Source organism: Psychrobacillus sp. FSL K6-2843, assembly GCF_038626375.1.
Classification (GTDB): Bacteria; Bacillota; Bacilli; order Bacillales_A; family Planococcaceae; genus Psychrobacillus; species Psychrobacillus faecigallinarum.
The window spans coordinates 3,145,069-3,161,607 of sequence record NZ_CP152021.1 but is presented as its reverse complement, the minus strand read 5'-3'; the positions used below and the strand labels follow the sequence as shown (position 1 = coordinate 3,161,607).

The 16,539-nt window shown below is 36.6% G+C and carries 20 protein-coding genes; 12 read left to right on the top strand and 8 right to left on the bottom strand.

Annotated features, from left to right (window positions below; genetic code table 11):
• Window positions 1-561: 561 nt before the first annotated feature.
• Window positions 562-1,116 (top strand): sigma-70 family RNA polymerase sigma factor, encoded by a 555-nt coding sequence (locus MKY94_RS16035; protein WP_154310050.1) that lies wholly within the window; start codon window positions 562-564, stop codon window positions 1,114-1,116.
• Complete coding sequence (locus MKY94_RS16030) at window positions 1,103-2,119, top strand: anti-sigma factor (protein ID WP_191697591.1); 1,017 nt, start codon at window positions 1,103-1,105, stop codon at window positions 2,117-2,119. The genes MKY94_RS16035 and MKY94_RS16030 overlap by 14 nt, the downstream gene beginning before the upstream one ends.
• Before the next feature lie 45 nt (window positions 2,120-2,164).
• Here the strand turns inward: MKY94_RS16030 and MKY94_RS16025 are convergent, their stop codons facing one another.
• Complete coding sequence (locus MKY94_RS16025; protein WP_144541759.1) at window positions 2,165-2,350, bottom strand: YhzD family protein; 186 nt, start codon at window positions 2,348-2,350, stop codon at window positions 2,165-2,167.
• A 139-nt stretch (window positions 2,351-2,489) separates the two neighbouring features.
• Between MKY94_RS16025 and MKY94_RS16020 the strand changes: the two genes are divergently transcribed.
• From MKY94_RS16020 to MKY94_RS15990, 7 genes are all read left to right on the top strand, one after another.
• On the top strand, window positions 2,490-2,690 hold the full coding sequence (locus MKY94_RS16020; protein ID WP_144541761.1) for a helix-turn-helix transcriptional regulator: 201 nt from the start codon (window positions 2,490-2,492) through the stop codon (window positions 2,688-2,690).
• Complete coding sequence (locus tag MKY94_RS16015) at window positions 2,691-3,002, top strand: DUF3796 domain-containing protein (protein WP_191697592.1); 312 nt, start codon at window positions 2,691-2,693, stop codon at window positions 3,000-3,002.
• A gap of 17 nt (window positions 3,003-3,019) precedes the next feature.
• Window positions 3,020-3,208, top strand: coding sequence for a hypothetical protein (locus MKY94_RS16010; RefSeq protein WP_151113016.1), 189 nt, complete (start codon window positions 3,020-3,022; stop codon window positions 3,206-3,208).
• A gap of 90 nt (window positions 3,209-3,298) precedes the next feature.
• Window positions 3,299-4,504, top strand: a complete 1,206-nt coding sequence (locus tag MKY94_RS16005) for a DNA repair exonuclease (protein ID WP_191697593.1) — start codon at window positions 3,299-3,301, stop codon at window positions 4,502-4,504.
• A gap of 3 nt (window positions 4,505-4,507) precedes the next feature.
• Entirely contained in the window at window positions 4,508-7,228 is a 2,721-nt protein-coding gene (locus MKY94_RS16000) for an AAA family ATPase (RefSeq protein ID WP_342577377.1), read from the top strand.
• The gene (gene yhaM / locus MKY94_RS15995) at window positions 7,225-8,163 is read left to right on the top strand and encodes a 3'-5' exoribonuclease YhaM (RefSeq protein ID WP_144541771.1); all 939 of its coding nucleotides are present in this window, start codon (window positions 7,225-7,227) and stop codon (window positions 8,161-8,163) included. Before MKY94_RS16000 ends, yhaM begins: the two co-directional genes overlap by 4 nt.
• A 74-nt stretch (window positions 8,164-8,237) precedes the next feature.
• Window positions 8,238-9,598, top strand: a protein-coding gene (locus MKY94_RS15990; RefSeq protein ID WP_342577376.1) for an IS3 family transposase whose coding sequence is annotated in 2 segments (ribosomal slippage) — window positions 8,238-8,694 and window positions 8,694-9,598 — 1,362 coding nt in all. Because the reading frame shifts where the segments join, the coding sequence is not laid out codon by codon here.
• A gap of 279 nt (window positions 9,599-9,877) precedes the next feature.
• Here MKY94_RS15990 and MKY94_RS15985 read toward each other — a convergent pair.
• A complete protein-coding gene (locus MKY94_RS15985; protein ID WP_144541773.1) occupies window positions 9,878-10,813 on the bottom strand; it encodes a peptidylprolyl isomerase in 936 nt (311 codons plus the stop codon).
• Window positions 10,814-10,952: 139 nt separating this feature from the next.
• Between MKY94_RS15985 and MKY94_RS15980 the strand changes: the two genes are divergently transcribed.
• Window positions 10,953-11,066: a YjcZ family sporulation protein gene (locus MKY94_RS15980; RefSeq protein WP_144541775.1), complete on the top strand. Its 114-nt coding sequence runs from the start codon at window positions 10,953-10,955 to the stop codon at window positions 11,064-11,066.
• A 100-nt stretch (window positions 11,067-11,166) separates the two neighbouring features.
• Here MKY94_RS15980 and MKY94_RS15975 read toward each other — a convergent pair whose 3' ends face one another.
• The 6 genes from MKY94_RS15975 to MKY94_RS15950 form a co-directional block, all read right to left on the bottom strand.
• Window positions 11,167-11,352, bottom strand: a complete 186-nt coding sequence (locus tag MKY94_RS15975) for a hypothetical protein (protein ID WP_090570160.1) — start codon at window positions 11,350-11,352, stop codon at window positions 11,167-11,169.
• A gap of 68 nt (window positions 11,353-11,420) precedes the next feature.
• A complete protein-coding gene (locus tag MKY94_RS15970; protein ID WP_144541776.1) occupies window positions 11,421-11,966 on the bottom strand; it encodes a DUF3267 domain-containing protein in 546 nt (181 codons plus the stop codon).
• A 121-nt stretch (window positions 11,967-12,087) separates the two neighbouring features.
• Complete coding sequence (locus tag MKY94_RS15965) at window positions 12,088-12,621, bottom strand: HTH-type transcriptional regulator Hpr (RefSeq protein ID WP_342577375.1); 534 nt, start codon at window positions 12,619-12,621, stop codon at window positions 12,088-12,090.
• 273 nt (window positions 12,622-12,894) lie between these two features.
• A complete protein-coding gene (locus MKY94_RS15960; RefSeq protein WP_144541780.1) occupies window positions 12,895-13,272 on the bottom strand; it encodes a YtxH domain-containing protein in 378 nt (125 codons plus the stop codon).
• 105 nt (window positions 13,273-13,377) lie between these two features.
• A complete protein-coding gene (locus MKY94_RS15955) occupies window positions 13,378-13,902 on the bottom strand; it encodes a tryptophan transporter (protein WP_144539154.1) in 525 nt (174 codons plus the stop codon).
• Between the two features lie 110 nt (window positions 13,903-14,012).
• Window positions 14,013-14,441, bottom strand: a complete 429-nt coding sequence (locus MKY94_RS15950) for an HIT family protein (RefSeq protein WP_342577374.1) — start codon at window positions 14,439-14,441, stop codon at window positions 14,013-14,015.
• A 147-nt stretch (window positions 14,442-14,588) separates the two neighbouring features.
• Here MKY94_RS15950 and MKY94_RS15945 point away from each other — a divergent pair, with 147 nt between their 5' ends.
• The gene (locus MKY94_RS15945) at window positions 14,589-15,338 is read left to right on the top strand and encodes an ABC transporter ATP-binding protein (protein WP_144539150.1); all 750 of its coding nucleotides are present in this window, start codon (window positions 14,589-14,591) and stop codon (window positions 15,336-15,338) included.
• Window positions 15,322-16,518, top strand: a complete 1,197-nt coding sequence (locus MKY94_RS15940) for an ABC transporter permease (RefSeq protein ID WP_342577373.1) — start codon at window positions 15,322-15,324, stop codon at window positions 16,516-16,518. The genes MKY94_RS15945 and MKY94_RS15940 overlap by 17 nt, the downstream gene beginning before the upstream one ends.
• Window positions 16,519-16,539 lie beyond the last annotated feature (21 nt).

Here is a 16,539-nt window from a genome sequence, read left to right as displayed (position 1 = left end):
GTGTCTCCTAAAGTGAGCGAAACCGCCCCTAAACGGGTGAAAAGCGCCCGTAAAGTGTACTTCCGCCCCTAAAAGATCAAAAGGCGCTCCTAAAAGTAGAAAATTGTCTCCTAAATGAAGAGGAACCGCCCCTAAACGGGAGAAAAGTGCCCGTAAAGTGTACTTCCGCCCCTAAATTATCAAAAGGCGCTCCTAAAAGTAGAAAAGTGTCTCCTAAATGAAGAGGAATCGCCCCTAAAAGGGTTGAAAGCGCACCTAAAGTGTACTTCCGCCCCTAAACGAACAAAAGGCGCTCCTAAAAGTAGAAAAGTGTCTCCTAAAGAGAGCGGAACCACCCCTAAACGGGTGAAAGGCGCCTCCTAAAGTGTACTTCCGCCCCTAAATAATCAAAAGTCGCTCCTAAAAGTAGAAAAGTGTCTCCTAAATGAAGCAGAAGCTCCCCTAAAAAACCATCAAATCCGCACCACTTAATCCCAACACCTATATATTTTACAAATAAATTAATTTAGACTGTAACAATATGCATGTCCAAACGTTTTAGGTTAGAAGGGAGGCAAGGAAGTGAAGAAACAAAGGAAAGATGACTTAGAAACAGTCTATTTAGCTTATGCTAAGCCTCTCTACTTCTACTTACTTAAACTAACGGGATCCGATTCGATTGCGGAAGAGCTTGTTCAGGAGACCTTTTATAGAGCGACTTTGTCCTTGGATTTATATGACGGCAGGCAAGTTAAAAGCTGGCTATATAAGGTAGCTAGAAATACATATATGGATGAATGGCGAAAACGGAAGAGGTGGAAGTGGGTACCGCTCTACGATTATCTCTCTAATTCCGAGGAATATGTTAGCCCATATGGAGTGCCAGAGGAGGATTTATTGAATCAAGAAAAATCCGGTGAGATTCAAGATATATCACTGCTCCTTCCGGAAAATTATCGGACTATATTATATTTAAGAGAGTATGAGGAATTTTCATACGAAGAAATTGCAGAGACATTAGAGATTACATTAGATCAGGTTAAAGTAACAATACATCGGGCTAGACAGAGATTTAAACAGCTGGCAGATCGCCTTGGAAAGGATTTTGATAGGAGTGGAAAAGATGGAATGGAATGATGATAAAGCAAAAGCAATTGTACAAAAGCATAAAAAACGTTTTTCATGGAAATTATCTTTCAATGTCATTCGTGTGCTTTTAGGGATTTTTCTTGTATATGCTGTTTATATGATCTCAGTATCAATCATTTATGAAGCTACTAACGTAGGTAAGCGGACGGAATTTTATCAGAAATTAGCCGTTGATTGGACTTATCCAGGATATATCTCCACTAATTCAAGAAGTGGGACAAATGAAATTACTCCCTTTTTAACACAGAAGATTGACTTCCCTTTGCTGAAAATAATAGGTAAAGAGGAGTTTGCTATAACAAAGGTTAGCCTAAATAAACCTCTTATAGACGCTTATAGCACCACTACTGTTAATGAGTATTTTCCCTATAATAGTGACAAGGGCTTTAATTTTTCTTTGCCCTATAATCCTGTAACGAATGAGAAGTTAGACGAAACACAAACACCTAATGTGTGGAATCAGTTAGAGCAAATACATGAAGGAAATGTGGCTCAACTAGCTTTTTCCATAAACGATTACTACTCTCCAGAGGAATTATTAGAATTAGTTTCTCCTTATCAAATAGATGTTTTGTGGATGCCAATTTATATGGGAGAATTAAAGAATTCCATTGAAGGCGGCTGGAGTGGCAGTGAAAACGATATCTCATTAGCAAAACCCTGGGGATTATCAGGATTTAAAAAAGTAGATGCAGACTTTAATATCAATTATTCAACTAGCATTTTAAACAATCATTCAGTCAAGGAAAGCCAATCAGCAATGCTTAGGAATATGAAAATGATGCTCGACAAAGATAAAAACCTAGCGGAAACATTACTAGGAACAGCATATCTTCAAGAAAGATATGATTATCTTCAAAAAGAAGGATTCCAAGCTTACGGAGCAGTTGTGACAGGTCCAGTGAAGGAATTACGGAAGCTTAAAGAGCTAGAGGGCATTCATAGTGTTCAGCTAGGGGAAATTAAGCCGTGGAATTGGATCGAAGAATAGGAAAAGGGACTTAAACCGTTATATCGGGTTAAGTCCCTTTTTATATTACACATGAAACAATATAAGCTTGCCGGAGCTGTTAACTAAGCGATGTGTTTTGTTTCCATAGCCTTTTTCGTGTATTGCTTCTTCCCCTTGTTTCTTTGCTTCGTCGTCGTTTTCATAATTCCATGTTTCCTCGACGATTAGTTCCCCTGTTGGTTCAAATGCTGTGAATTTGTATGCTTTCATGTATCATACACCCCTTATGTATTCTTAAAATTCATTATACAACAAAAATTAAAAAATAAAAGTAAAGTCTGCTTGACATTTATTTAATAAGTAAAGTATACTTTACGTAAAGTTAGCTTTACTAAAAAGGAGGGTAACAGTGAAAAATTATGTTCGGGATAAACGAATGGAACTAGGGATGACCCAGGATGAATTATCGGAAAAGTTAGAGGTGTCCCGGCAAACTATAATTTCTTTAGAAAAAGGAAAGTATAATCCATCTATTAATTTGGCTTTTAAGCTTTCCAAATTGTTTCAATGCCATATAGAAGACATTTTCATTTACGAAGGGGAAGATTAAATGAGTGGAGAATTTGATTGGTTTACGTTTTTAATTGGATTGCCAGCGGCGATAGCAATCATGGGGATTACTTTTTTTATTTTTCGTAGAGTCGGAAAGAAGAAAAGATTATTTGATGAACGGTATAATCAAGTGCATTCAACTGCAAGATCTTATTCTTGGAAAGTCACAACATCAGCCTTATTAGTAGCATGGATGATTGTCATCATTGTGGAGGGGCCCGGATTATCATTTTTTATTATGACTGGCCTCTGGATTACACACATCGTCTCTTATGGAATAGGTGCTGCAGTAGCGGAAAAGAAAAACTAGCAAAGGAGGAATAAATCATGACTAAAGCTAAGTGGGCACTAGTGGCATCAATTTTTGCTTTAATCGGTTTACCATTAATTTTCTTAGGAATCTCTCTATATACAGGACAGTGGTATTACTTCCTATTTAGCCTACCAGCAGGGTTAACGGCAGGGATAACTGGTTTAGTTACATCTCTAGTACAAATACAAATGGAAAAGAAATAAAAAAAGGGCTATTACACATTTATTTGTGTATAGCCTTTTCTATATGATAAAATAAGAACAAATATTCTGTTTTTAGTGAGGTGTAGTAGAATGGCAGCTATTCGGTTTTTACATGTGGCAGATTTACATTTAGACAGCCCCTTTAAAGGATTATCATCTATCCCTAAAAATAGATGGCAGGAAATTAGAGAAAGTACATTTCATGCCTTTAATAATGTTATTCAGCATGCTTTGGCAACTAAGCCGGACTTTGTTTTAATAGCCGGTGATATTTATGATGGAGAAAATCGTAGTCTGCGAGCTCAGCATTTGTTTCAAAAGGGAATGGAAGCTCTTGGAGAAGGCGGAATACCGGTTTTTATTTGTCATGGAAACCATGATCATTTGAGTGGAAGCTGGGTTCGTTTTCAGATGCCAGAGAACGTAGAGGTATTTGGACGAGATGTAGAAACAAAAACACTTAATGTTAAAGGCGAGACTGTACACATTTCTAGTTTTAGCTATAAGGAACGCCATATTCGAGAAGCAATGCATACCTATTTCCCAAAGGCAAATGGTCAGGACTTTCATATAGGAATGCTACATGGAAGTTTAGAAGGAAATAAAGAGCATGATGTCTATGCGCCGTTTCGTCAAAGTGATTTAATCGGGAAGGGGTATGACTACTGGGCGCTTGGGCATATACATAAGCGACAGGTTTTACATATGGATCCAGCAATCGTCTATCCTGGCAATATACAAAGCAGACATCGCAATGAAAGAGGGCTGAAAGGTTTCTATGAGGTAACTCTGACAAAGAACAATACAGACCTGCAATTTATCCCTTGTAGTATGTTTATCTACGATCAGCTAGAGGTTTCCTGTAAGGATATTGTCCACGCCAATGAATTGATTAGTCGGGTAGAACACCAGCTAAAAGATTATGTGGAAAGCAATGGAAACGCCATTATAGAATTAACGCTAACCGAAATTACAGAAGAGACCTTTGAAATGCTTGATACATCCTCGAGGGAGGAATGGCTAGCCATCTTTCAGGAATCTATGGATCAGCAAAATCCCTTTATCATCCTTAAGGATTTAGTTATTGACTTACCTATTAACCAACTCAATGAAACGCTGATGTTGACGGATATATGGGAAGAGTGGGACTTTACACATTGGAAGCTGGCTGTGAAGGAGTTATATCAGCATCCAAAAGGCAGTCGCTACCTTCCAAGCATAGATGAGGATTTTATTGAAGAGGTAAAAATGGAATCTAAGCAATTACTGAACAAGGCTGTAACGAGGGGAGTGTAACATATGAAAATAGAAAAGCTCCATATATACGGTTTTGGAAAGCATGAAAATATAGAAGTGGAACTTCATAAGGGGATAAATGTATTCTTTGGGGAGAATGAAGCAGGAAAGTCTACGATTCAGCAGTTTATACTGCATATTCTTTTTGGATTCCCACAGCGAAATGCACAGCTCCTTAGGTATGAGCCAAGAAGCAACACCACTTATGGCGGGAAGATACAAATCCAATCAGATGAAGGTAAGAGAGTCGTGATTGAGAGGGTAAAAGGGAAGGCGAGTGGAGATGTCACCTTATTTTTCGAGGATGGTACTCGTGGAGGAGAAAAGGAGCTTTCCACTATACTTCATTCCTACAGTCGAGTAGATTTTGAAGCTATTTTTTCATTTTCTCTGCTTCAGTTACAGGGCTTTGAAAAAATGACAGAGGAAGAGCTGACTCGTACACTACTCTCCTCTGGAACAACAGGAATGGATACGTTATCCAATGTGGAAAATCAGTTTGCAAAAGAAATGGGAGAGCTCTACAAGCCGACTGGTAGAAAGCCACTCATCAATCAAAAATTGGAAGAGTTAAGGCAGCTTGAATCTGGGTGGAAGGAGCAAATGGAACAGGTGGAGAAATACGAGCCATCTATCCAGCGTCTAAATGAAATAGAGCAGCTCTTAAGTGAAATGATAGAGCGTGAGAAGGAGCTGGCGGGGCAACTACAGAATTATTCTCGTTGGAAACAATTAAAGCCACTAAAAATAGCTGAAATCGAGCTTATCGAGGAGTTGGATAAGCTTCCAATACAATTATTTCCACCGGAAGGGATTCGCCGCTATGAGGCTATTAAGGATAAGCAGACAAATACACAAATTGCTGCAGAACAACTAAACCAGGAGTTGCAGCTAACGGTTCATGCTACTGAAACAATTTCACCAGAGAAGCTGAATGAAATTCAGGGATTTTTGGGTCAGGAATCTCATTGGCATCAGTTACGTGCCAAGCGAGTTCAGTTAGAGGAAGAACACAACAAAACTCTACAGCAACAAATGCAACAGCTTAGCCTAATTGGCATGGAGTGGGAAAAAAGTTTAGTCAGTATTATTGACGCAGATATGTCTATGCAGCAAGAGGATCGGCTCGTGACAATGCTTCAAGAACAAGAGCAACTGGACCACCAGCATCAGCAAGAAAGCCGTTTATTGAATTTGAAGAAACAGGATTCGGAGCAGCTACAAAAAAGGATACAGGAATCGAAACGCTCTCGGTCATCATCTAGTGGCCAAGGTAACGCAATGGGTATCTTATTTTCGGTAATAGGATTTATATTAGTTATTGGCGTTATCTTTAGCTTTCTTGCCTCTAATTGGTTAATTGCTCTCCTTGCTATTATTATTATTAGTGTTGTTGTCTATGGAGGCTTTAAATTGCTCGTTAGAGGGCTGAATAAAGAGAATGATGTCCGTCAATATACAAGCTTGCTAGAAAACGAGCTAAGCGGACTCACTGAACAAATTACTCAGCTAGAAGAAACAATAATAGAAATAGAACAGAGGAAGAGGGACCTGAAACAAAGAGTTTCTGTATTTTTAAAGAAATATCATATTAGTGAGGAGCTTTCTCCTAATTTATTAACGGACCTGTTTAATCGTTTAAGAATGATTCAGGATTACCAAATTCAACTGGACCAAATGGAAGGTAAGTTAGAGGAAGTAAGCAGAAGCTTGCGAGACTTGAAAAATCGTGCTCAACATTTGACGAACTTCCAGTTAGCAGATGACCTTTTATTCCACCAACTACGTGAAATTTATTTATCAGAAAAGAAGAAGTTAGAGGAAGAGCAGACGACTATAAATAAAATAACGAAACTCAAGGAAAAGCTTAAGGAGCTACAATTGTTATTAAAAGCTCAGGATCAACAGATGACATTGCTTTTCCAAGAGACTGGGGTTACAACAGAAAGTGATTATTATCAAGCTCATTTAGTGTCTCAAGAGAGAGCTACATTAGAAAGAGAATTAGAGCAAGTTAGGATACAATTAGGAGATAGTCAAGTAGGTATCGATGATTTTGAGGAAGGCTTTGAAGAAACAGCTAGAAAAGCTCTAAATGAGATGAAAGAAAAAAGTCAGGTTCTTTTAGAGGAAAAGGCATCATTGCTATATGAAACGAGTCGCTTGCTCGAAAATGAGAAGCAAAGTGAAAAATTACAAGAATTAGAAGAAAAAAAATCCGAGCTGTATGAGCTAGTTAAAAAATGGGCTGCTTATAAAACAGTGACAGAAGCTATTAAACAGACATTGTTACAACTAAAAGAAGAAAGACTTCCGGAGGTTCTTGAAAAAGCAAAATGCTATTTTCGGATATTAACTAACGAATCCTACGAGCAGTTAGAGTTTACGCCTGACGGTCTTTTCGAAGCAGTCAAGCCTAGCGGAGAACGATTTAAGATAGCAGAGCTAAGTCAGGCCACAAAGGAGCAGGCATATATTGCCTTAAGAATTTCCTTAGCAGTTTCGTTAAAGAATAAAATTTCTTTTCCTATTATTCTGGATGATCCTTTTGTACATTTCGATCGAAACCGATTAAAACAAGTGGTACAATTAATGCAAGAGCTACAAGATGAACATCAACTATTGTATTTTACATGTCATGAGCATATGCGTCTTAGTTGGAATGAGGCTCATATAATAGAGGTAGCGACATTACAAGTTGGAAGTGGAGGGGTTTTGAGATGAAGGGAATTACACAGCTACGAGTAGGAGATCCTGTTGATCATTTCTTACTGATTAAACAATCAACTAAAGGTGTTACAACAGTTGGAAAACCATTTATGTCACTTGTACTGCAGGATAAAAGTGGAGATATCGAGGCCAAGCTATGGGATACCAACGAGGAGCATGAAAAACAATATGCTGCTAGTCAAATAGTGCGCGTTGGGGGAGAAATACAAGATTATCGTGGAAAGTTTCAGCTACGTGTAAAGAGTATTCGACCTGTTAAAGCAGATGAGACGATAACCATTCACGATTTAGTTCCATCAGCAGAAAAGTCAAAAGAAGAATTGATGGAGGAATTACTACAATTTTTCTTCGAGATGAAAAATCCTTTGATACAACGAGTAACGCGCCATTTACTAAAAAAACATCAAACAGCGTTTATGACTTATCCAGCAGCTACTAAAAACCATCATGATTATGCTTCTGGTTTAATTGATCATGTCGTTTCTATGCTAAAGCTTGGAAAATCCCTATGCGACCTTTACCCAACTTTAAACAAAGATCTTCTTTATGCAGGAATCATCTTACATGATATAGGGAAGGTATTAGAACTATCGGGGCCAGTAGCTACTACGTACACAGTTGAAGGTAACCTGTTAGGACATATTACGATTATGGTGAATGAAATTTCAAAAGCAGCAGAGGAGCTTCAAATTGATGGAGAGGAAGTAATGCTACTTCAACATATGGTGCTTTCTCATCATGGAAAAGAAGAGTGGGGTAGTCCGAAGCGACCGATGGTGCGTGAAGCAGAAATACTGCATTATATTGATAATATTGATGCTAAGATGAATATGCTTAATCGAGCATTGGATAAAACGAATCCGGGAGAATTTACAGAGCGTTTATTCCCATTAGAAAATCGTTCTTTCTATAAGCCTACTTTTGAATAAAGAAAATCGTAGAGGCCATTGATGAACTGCCCCGTAAATGTTAGACACCAAACTAACATTTACGGGGTGTTTTTATGTCCAAATTTACTGCTGAAGAGAGAGTACAAACAGTTTTACGTTATCTTAAGGGAAATGAAAGTTATAATGATATACAAAAAGACTTAAATATTGCGATATCTATTATTTCTGCTTGGGTTCAGTTATATGAAGAACAAGGAGTGGAAGCTTTCTTTAAACCCTATACAAATTATCCTGTTCATTTTAAACTAGAGGTACTTAATTACATGAACGATATGGGTACTTCCTCTGTTGAAACAGCAGCGATTTTTAATATTTCCTCACCAGGAATGATTAGGAATTGGCGAAAAGCGTTTGAAAACGGTGGTATTGATGCCCTACAACCAAAGAAAAAGGGGCGTCCATCCATGAAAAAAGAAACCAGATCGAATGCAAAAAAAACATCCCCAAGTGAAGGGTCTATGGAAGCTCTACGAGCTGAGAATGAGCGTTTACGTATGGAGAATGCCTACCTAAAAAAGTTGAATGCTTTAGTTCACGAGCAGGAAAAATTACTAACAAGATCAAAGCGCAAGTAATTTTTGAACTAAAGTCTGAGTTTGATGTAGTGGAACTGGTTAAAGTCGCTGACATTCCACGAAGCACGTACTATTACTGGGAGAAACGATTACAACGTGAAGATAAATACGCGACGACAAAAACAGCAATTGAAGCAATTTATCATGAACATAAAGGGCGCTATGGCTATCGTCGCATCGCTAAAGAGTTAGTAAAAAAGAACATTTGCCATGATCCGAAGACGATCAATAGATTGATGAATGAGATGGGCTTAAAATGTATGGTCCGGATGAAAAAGTATCGTTCCTATCGAGGAAAAGTAGGTAGAATCGCATCTAATTTACTGAATCGTGATTTCCAGGCAGACAAAATGAATGAAAAATGGGTGACGGATGTAACGGAATTTCATCTTTTCGGGGAGAAACGTTACCTATCACCAGTTTTAGACTTGTGCAATGGTGAAATCATTGCTTATAAGGTAATGAGCCGTCCAGTTTATCAACTTGTGGGTGATATGTTAGAGGATGCCATTCGACGATTAAATCCAAGAGATGAAGTGGTTCTGCATTCAGATCAAGGATGGCACTATCAAATGAAGAAGTATCATAAGACGTTAGAACGCCACCATATAAAACAAAGTATGTCTCGCAAGGGTAATTGTTTAGATAACGCAGTCATAGAGAACTTCTTTGGCTTGTTAAAGTCGGAGCTTCTTTATCTACAGGAGTTCGAGAGTATGGACCATTTTGAACGAGAACTACATGAATATATCGAGTATTATAATCACAAAAGAATGAAGACAAAATTAAAAGACCTAAGTCCGGTAGAATACCGAACTCAGATCTTAGAAGCTGCCTAACCTTTTTGTCTAACTTTATTGGGTCAGATCATGAAGGCCTTTACGATTTTTTTATGGAAAAAAAGCTCCAAATGATTATTAATAGTGATGTTTAGCATAAGTTCCAAGGTCTTGAGGGCAAGTGGAGATGTCCCCGAAAGAGAAACCTCCATACTTCCGTGGGTTATGTGTACAAGATGTTTTATAGGTTTAACGTTTTCATGTTTATAGATATAAAAAAGGGATCACGGCATGAGCCGCGATCCCTTATAGCAAAATAGTTAATCCTGCTAGTTTGAATTATTTTTCGCTTTTTTCAGTAGAAGCATCGTCTTTTGTTTTTGATTCATCTGTAGTATCGGCAGCTTCACCAGCATTTAAAAATTCATCAAGGGCAGCTTCTAAATCTTTATCCTTGATATCAATTTTAGCATCCTTTAATAGCTTAGCGATTTTTGGTAGTAATGCAGATTGGTCTGCTTTTTCAAGCTTCAAGTTTTTCTCTATTTCAGCTTTTTTGTCTTCATATGATTCTTTAACTTCACGCTTGTCCGTTACTTCGATAATATGGTAGCCAAAGCTAGATTTAACTGGTTCACTAATTACATTAGGCTCTAAAGCAAATGCTGCTTTTTCAAATTCTGCGTCCATAGCACCTTTACCGAACCATCCAAGCTCTCCGCCGCTTTCTTGTGCAGCAGGTTCTGTAGAGTAAGCTTTTGCAACTTCAGCAAATTCTTTACCAGAATCTAATTCAGCTTTAACTTTTTTAGCTGTTTCTTCATCTTCTACAAGCACGTGGCGAGCATTAACTTCGTTTTTGGTATTTTCATATTCCGCTTTAATTTCATCTTCAGAAACCTTTACATCTTCGATCATAGCAGCTTCTTGTAAAAGATTAAGGCGTAAATATTTTTTGTATGATTCTTCTGTGTATCCTTGTTGAGCTAGCAACGTTTCAAAATTTTCTCCTAGCTGTTCTTTATCAGCTTTTAGCTGAGCGTCTACTTGTTTATCGGTAACATCGTACTTAGAGTCAAGTACTTTTTCAATCATAAGAAGTTGGAAAGCTTGTTCTCCAATGGAAGCTTTCATTTCTTCATATAAATCATTTTGTGTGATGTCGCCTACTTTAGATGTTGCAATTACTTCGCTGCTATCAGCAGAATCATTGCTACATGCTCCTAATGCAAGAACAGATGCTGCTAATGTTAATGATAAAACTGTTTTTTTCATGGAAATCTCTCCTAACTTCATCATGTTGCAAGTGTAACTATAACATAAACGAAACAAAAACAAAAATAGTTCCCGTTCATTTGCCTACCATATTTTGAAACCACAGCATAGGATAAATTAGAAAAGGGAGGTGTTCTAAATGGGTGGACAATATAACAACTATGGCGGTGGCTATGGATCAGGTTCAGGCTTCGCTTTATTAGTAGTTCTGTTTATTCTTTTGATTATCGTTGGCGCTGCATTCATCTACTAACGAAATCAAGAACTGAGATCGCTTAGGCGATCTTGGTCTATATTTCTTTCAGAAATAAGAAATGACCCAATCATTTTAATGATTTGGGTCAATTTTTCTCTTAAACTGCGTAAACCAACTCAACATAGAAAGATACAAGAAGAATCGTAATTAATATATTAATGGTTCTAAAAATCTTAGGATGTTTTTCTTCTGGGATTTCTTTTGACATTACAAGCGCATAAGTCATTCGATTAATTTGTAGCAAGTAAAATGCCGAGAATAGAACTAAAGTAAATATAATCATGTCTAAACTCCCTTCATATACACTAAGCATATCAAATAAGGAGCAGTAGTTACAAGTGTAACATATTGCTAATAATTCGAAACAGCTACTAAAATTTGATAACCAGCGTCAGTTTCTTCAATAAATGCACTTTTAGGTGACTTGCTTAAATTCTTTACATAAATTAAGTCTATAAAACACATTCCGCAGTGATAGGCAAAGAGCATCGTAAAATAATGTGCAAAGGTTGGTGCTAGCAATGCCCCTATTAAAATAGCAGAATTGATAAATATAAAAGGAGCAATTAATGAAAATAAAAATCTATTTTTATTGATTGGATCGCACACTCTAATAGAAACGATTGGAAGAATACCATACCGTCTCTTTACGGTAACTTTAATATTATTTCGAATTGTAAACAATGGAATAAAATGAATTATTTTATGAAGCGGATAAACCATTAATACCCCAATAGCGAATAGCCAAAAGAAGTCATCAGATTTATGAGAATCATTTATAATTCCTAGTAAGGCATATGCGATAGAAAAAACGGCAATTACCATAATAGATGATAGAAGAAATAAACGCTCCATGCCGTATTGTTTTTTGACATTAATGGTTTTCCAGCAATGCAAGATAGATGCATCTCCTATAAAATAAATTATATTTCAGATACATACAATACGATGTTTCTATAAAAAATACAAGCTTAATAAATATTAAAATTTATAGAGCGCTTACATTGCTGGTTTAACGCTATTCTACCTTAGTAAAAGAATCATCAATGTTCTGAATAGAACGCTCAAATATCTCCATAAAATCGTCGCCATATATATTTCGGATTACAGCCATCACATCCATGAACTCTGGGAACCTTCCATAAAGATCCTTTACAGGACGAGAGCCTTCAATAACAGAATGAGGAGTTTCATGATAATTTTCATACATTTCCTCTAAAAGCTGCTGACCTTTTTCAGTTACATCTACGTATGTGTTACGCTTGTCCGTATCTCGTTTAGAAAAAGAAAGTAATCCTCTTTCCTCTAGCTTTTTGGAAAAGTTAAAGGCAGTAGACACATGCATTACTCCAAATTTTGCAACATCGGAAATAGTAGCGCCTTTAAGGTGATAAGAAATCCATAAAATATGATGCTCATTAATATTTAGATCATAGGGCTTAATCCAAGTTTGCCAATCTTTTTCGACTGCCTTCCAAAGAGCTTTTGAAAGTTGAGCTATTCGCTGACTATATAGCATTGCTTCCTTCATCGTATAAAATTGATCAGTCATCTCGTATGCCTTCTTTCTGAGTTATAATCTTTACACATTATAGCAATAAAGTAAGGAAGTTGAAATAAAATATTTAAAAATATTATTAATTTTATAATAATTTACTATAGAAAGAGACAAAGAGAAATACGATTTCGCAATGCCGAACAATCTATTAAAAAAAATCTTCCTATGCTTACAACAGAGAAAAATGAAAAAAGGAGGGGAAAGCACCTCCATATTCTTTTAAAAAAAGTATGCCTTTAATCTAAAAGACTAAATGCATACTTCTGTTTAGCGGGTTTCTGCAACCTCATTTTTCTTAGGAAGTGCTTGCTCAAGCTGTTCAATAGCTGATTGGATAGAAGAAATTTCATTTTGTAGTTGTTGCTGGAGAGGCAGTGTACCATTTTGCCACTTTTCGACGCTTTCTTTTACGTCTTTTACTGTTCTTGGAATCATTACCTGTGATTCTGCCTTTAAGCTTTGTATGGATACTTTTACTTTACGTAGCTGATCGTTAATATCAGAGAGCTTTTCTTTGTAATCGGCAGATACGGTTTTAATATTTTCCCTAACTTCTGTACCACTTTTAGGGGTGGATAAAAGTACGGTCGTAGCACCTGTTAATGCTCCAAGAGCTACACCAATTAATAATTGTGATACTTTCATTCAAATCACTCCTTATATGTATATATTATTCCTTTCCTTTCCATTATTAAAACATAATATTGAATACAAAAAAAGCTTTCCTTGTAAAAGGAAAGCTTTTGGTATTTAAATAGTAAGTGCTGTCTTAAAATTGGAGCGTCTTACAAGTTTTCCGACAATCGGATAAATGATAAAAAACGCTATACCGTTTATAAGGACCGCTGGTAAAACGACAATTACGAATAGTTCTGTAAAGACTGCGCCTGCATTGAAGATGAATATAGCAGTAGATAGGAATACAGTACCAGAGACTAATGTTCCAATACACGTTAAAACAATTGCAGTCGCTAATTTGTTTGCTAACTTTTTAAGTAATATCACTAATCCGAAGAAAACTAAAGCAGTTATTAACTTGTCAATAATATTAGGAACAAATCCTCCAGGGAAGGTAGAAAACAATCCCGATATAATTCCTGTAGATAGCCCTAGTAAAAAGACATTTTTAATTTCTGGGAATAATAATATTCCAATAAACATCATCGTCAACATAAAATCTGGCTTCATACCCCCATTAAAACCTGGAATAATAATATAAAGCACAGCTCCCACACCGACTAGCAACGACATTAGCACAAGATTTTTCGTATTCATTTCTCATCTCTCCTCAACTTTTCTCAACTATTTGGTTCTTCTAACGTATCCTCATGATCGTTAGCAAGAATCTTATTTATGATTGTAAGGCTTTTTCCTTATAAAAGCAATTAGTTGGACATTAATTTATCTGATAGTTCTTTGGCTAACTCTTGAATCATTTCTGATGAATAAGTTTTTTCTTTTGTGTTCCAAGTAAGATTCAGTCCGTCTGTTTGATCGTAGCGTGGAATGAAATGCAAGTGAAAATGGAAGACGCTTTGCCCAGCTGGGGCCCCGTTATTATTTAATAAGTTCATCCCAACGGGTCCGAATGTATCCTTCAATACAGTCGCGATTTTTGGGACTACCTTAAACAAGTTGCTTGCCTCTTCTTCACTTAAGTCATATACATTTTCCTTGTGACTTTTAGGAATAATTAAAGTATGTCCTTTAGTTAAGGGCATAATATCCATAAAAGCATAGACATACTCATCCTCATAAATTTTTGCACTTGGAATGGAACCATCAATTATTTTACAAAAAATACAGTTAGTCATGAAAAAACCTCCTATTCATTGTTAGGATGAGTTTAACATATAATAGGACAAGTTTGTTTTTCTTTTCTAAACATTGATTGAAATTGAAAGGAGATTTTTAAGGCAGGCTTTGGTAAAATTATAAATAAGAAGAATAGAGGTGTAGAAATGACTGTATTAGAAGTAAAAAATGTAACAGGAGGATACACAAGAAAGCCTGTATTACATGATTTAGACTTTTCCATTAATAAAGGGGAATTAGTTGGATTAATCGGATTAAATGGAGCAGGGAAGAGTACAACAATCAAACATATAATTGGAACAATGAATGCTGCAAAAGGGGAAATTCTACTTAATGGTAAATCATTAAAGGATGACCCAGCACTTTATCGCTCTTCTTTTTCTTATATTCCTGAAACCCCAGTGTTGTATGACGAGCTAACGTTAAATGAGCATTTAGAGCTTACAGCAATGGCATATAATTTAGATAAGGACGTATTTGAGGCAAGAAAAGCATCTCTATTAAAAGAGTTTAGAATGGAAAAAAGGTTGAACTGGTTTCCAACCCATTTCTCAAAAGGGATGCGACAAAAAGTAATGATTATGTGTGCATTTTTAGTTAGCCCATCCTTGTATATTATTGACGAGCCTTTTGTTGGGTTAGATCCCCTAGGAATTCAGTCGTTGCTTGATCAGATGAAGTCAAGAAAGGACGAGGGCGCTTCTGTTCTAATGTCCACTCACATATTATCAACTGCCGAAAGATACTGCGATCGTATTCTTCTTTTGCATAACGGGAAAATTCGTGCACAAGGGACTATGACAGATTTACGAGCAGCATTTAAAATGCCTCATGCAACTTTAGATGATCTTTATATTGAAATGACAAAGGAACAACAAGATGAACAATTTGCGTGAGGTATGGAGTAAACGATTTGTTTTCTATATAAATGAGCTGCAGAAATATTTGAAGTTTATTGTTTCTGGTCATTTGGCTATTGTCATCGTATTTGCAATTGGCGCTTTAGGTTATACGTATAGCGAATGGCTAAACTCAGCTCCTAAGGATTTTCCCGCATATTTGGTTGTAGCTTTAATATTAAGCATCTTAGTTACATTAAGCACGCCGGTTACCCTTTTGAAAAATGCGGACAGCGTGTACTTTTTACCATTGGAGACCAAGTTAGGGGAGTACATACGACTTGCTCTTCGATGGACTTATTTCTCCTCAATATTTGTCACCCTAGCAGCATTTGTCGTTGCTATACCTTTATTGACAAGAGTGGCAGGTAGTACTAAGGAAGAAATCATTGCTCTATTAATTTTTTTATTAATATTCAAGTATTGGAGTATCAATACTGAATTCAACTTTCGTTGGGCTTCAAATGGAAGAGGAGTATGGGGAGATCGTTTTCTTCGCTTCCTACTAATATTGGTATCATTGTACTTCCTATTGAATGGAAGCTATTTATTTATGATTTTAGTAGTTATTGTGCAATTCGTTTACACAATGGCATGGGTTAAAAAGAAAAAAGAAGTTCCATTTCCTTTCGAGCATTTTATTGTAGTAGAGCAATCTCGTATGATGAGATTCTATCGATTTGCTAATTACTTTACAGATGTTCCGCACATCCGCGGAGTGACGAAAAGAAGAAAATGGTTAGATGCATTCTATAAACTTGCCGGATATGGACAAAGGAATACACAGCTTTACCTAGTTATGAGAACTTTCATCCGTACAAATGACTTCTTCTATTTATGGCTGCGTTTAACTGGGCTTGCAATGATTGGAGCTATATTCATCCCATTCCCAATCGTGTCTATTATATTTGCGGCTGCCCTTGCGTTTGCTACCGTTATTCAGATAAAGCACGCTTTATTGTCTGGACATGAGTTTAGAATGGACCTATTGTTTCCTATTGAAAAGGATGCAAGAAAGCATGCAGTAGCTCGTATGATTCGATTCCTTCAGTTAATTCAGGCGGTTGCTGTTTTAATAGGTGTTTTAATCCAAGGTGATTATGCTTCTGTAATGTTCTTAATACCAGTAGCAGTGCTAGTAATATCAGAAGTGACTTTACGTATGACTAAAATTTAAATTAAAACCTCAAGTAATTGA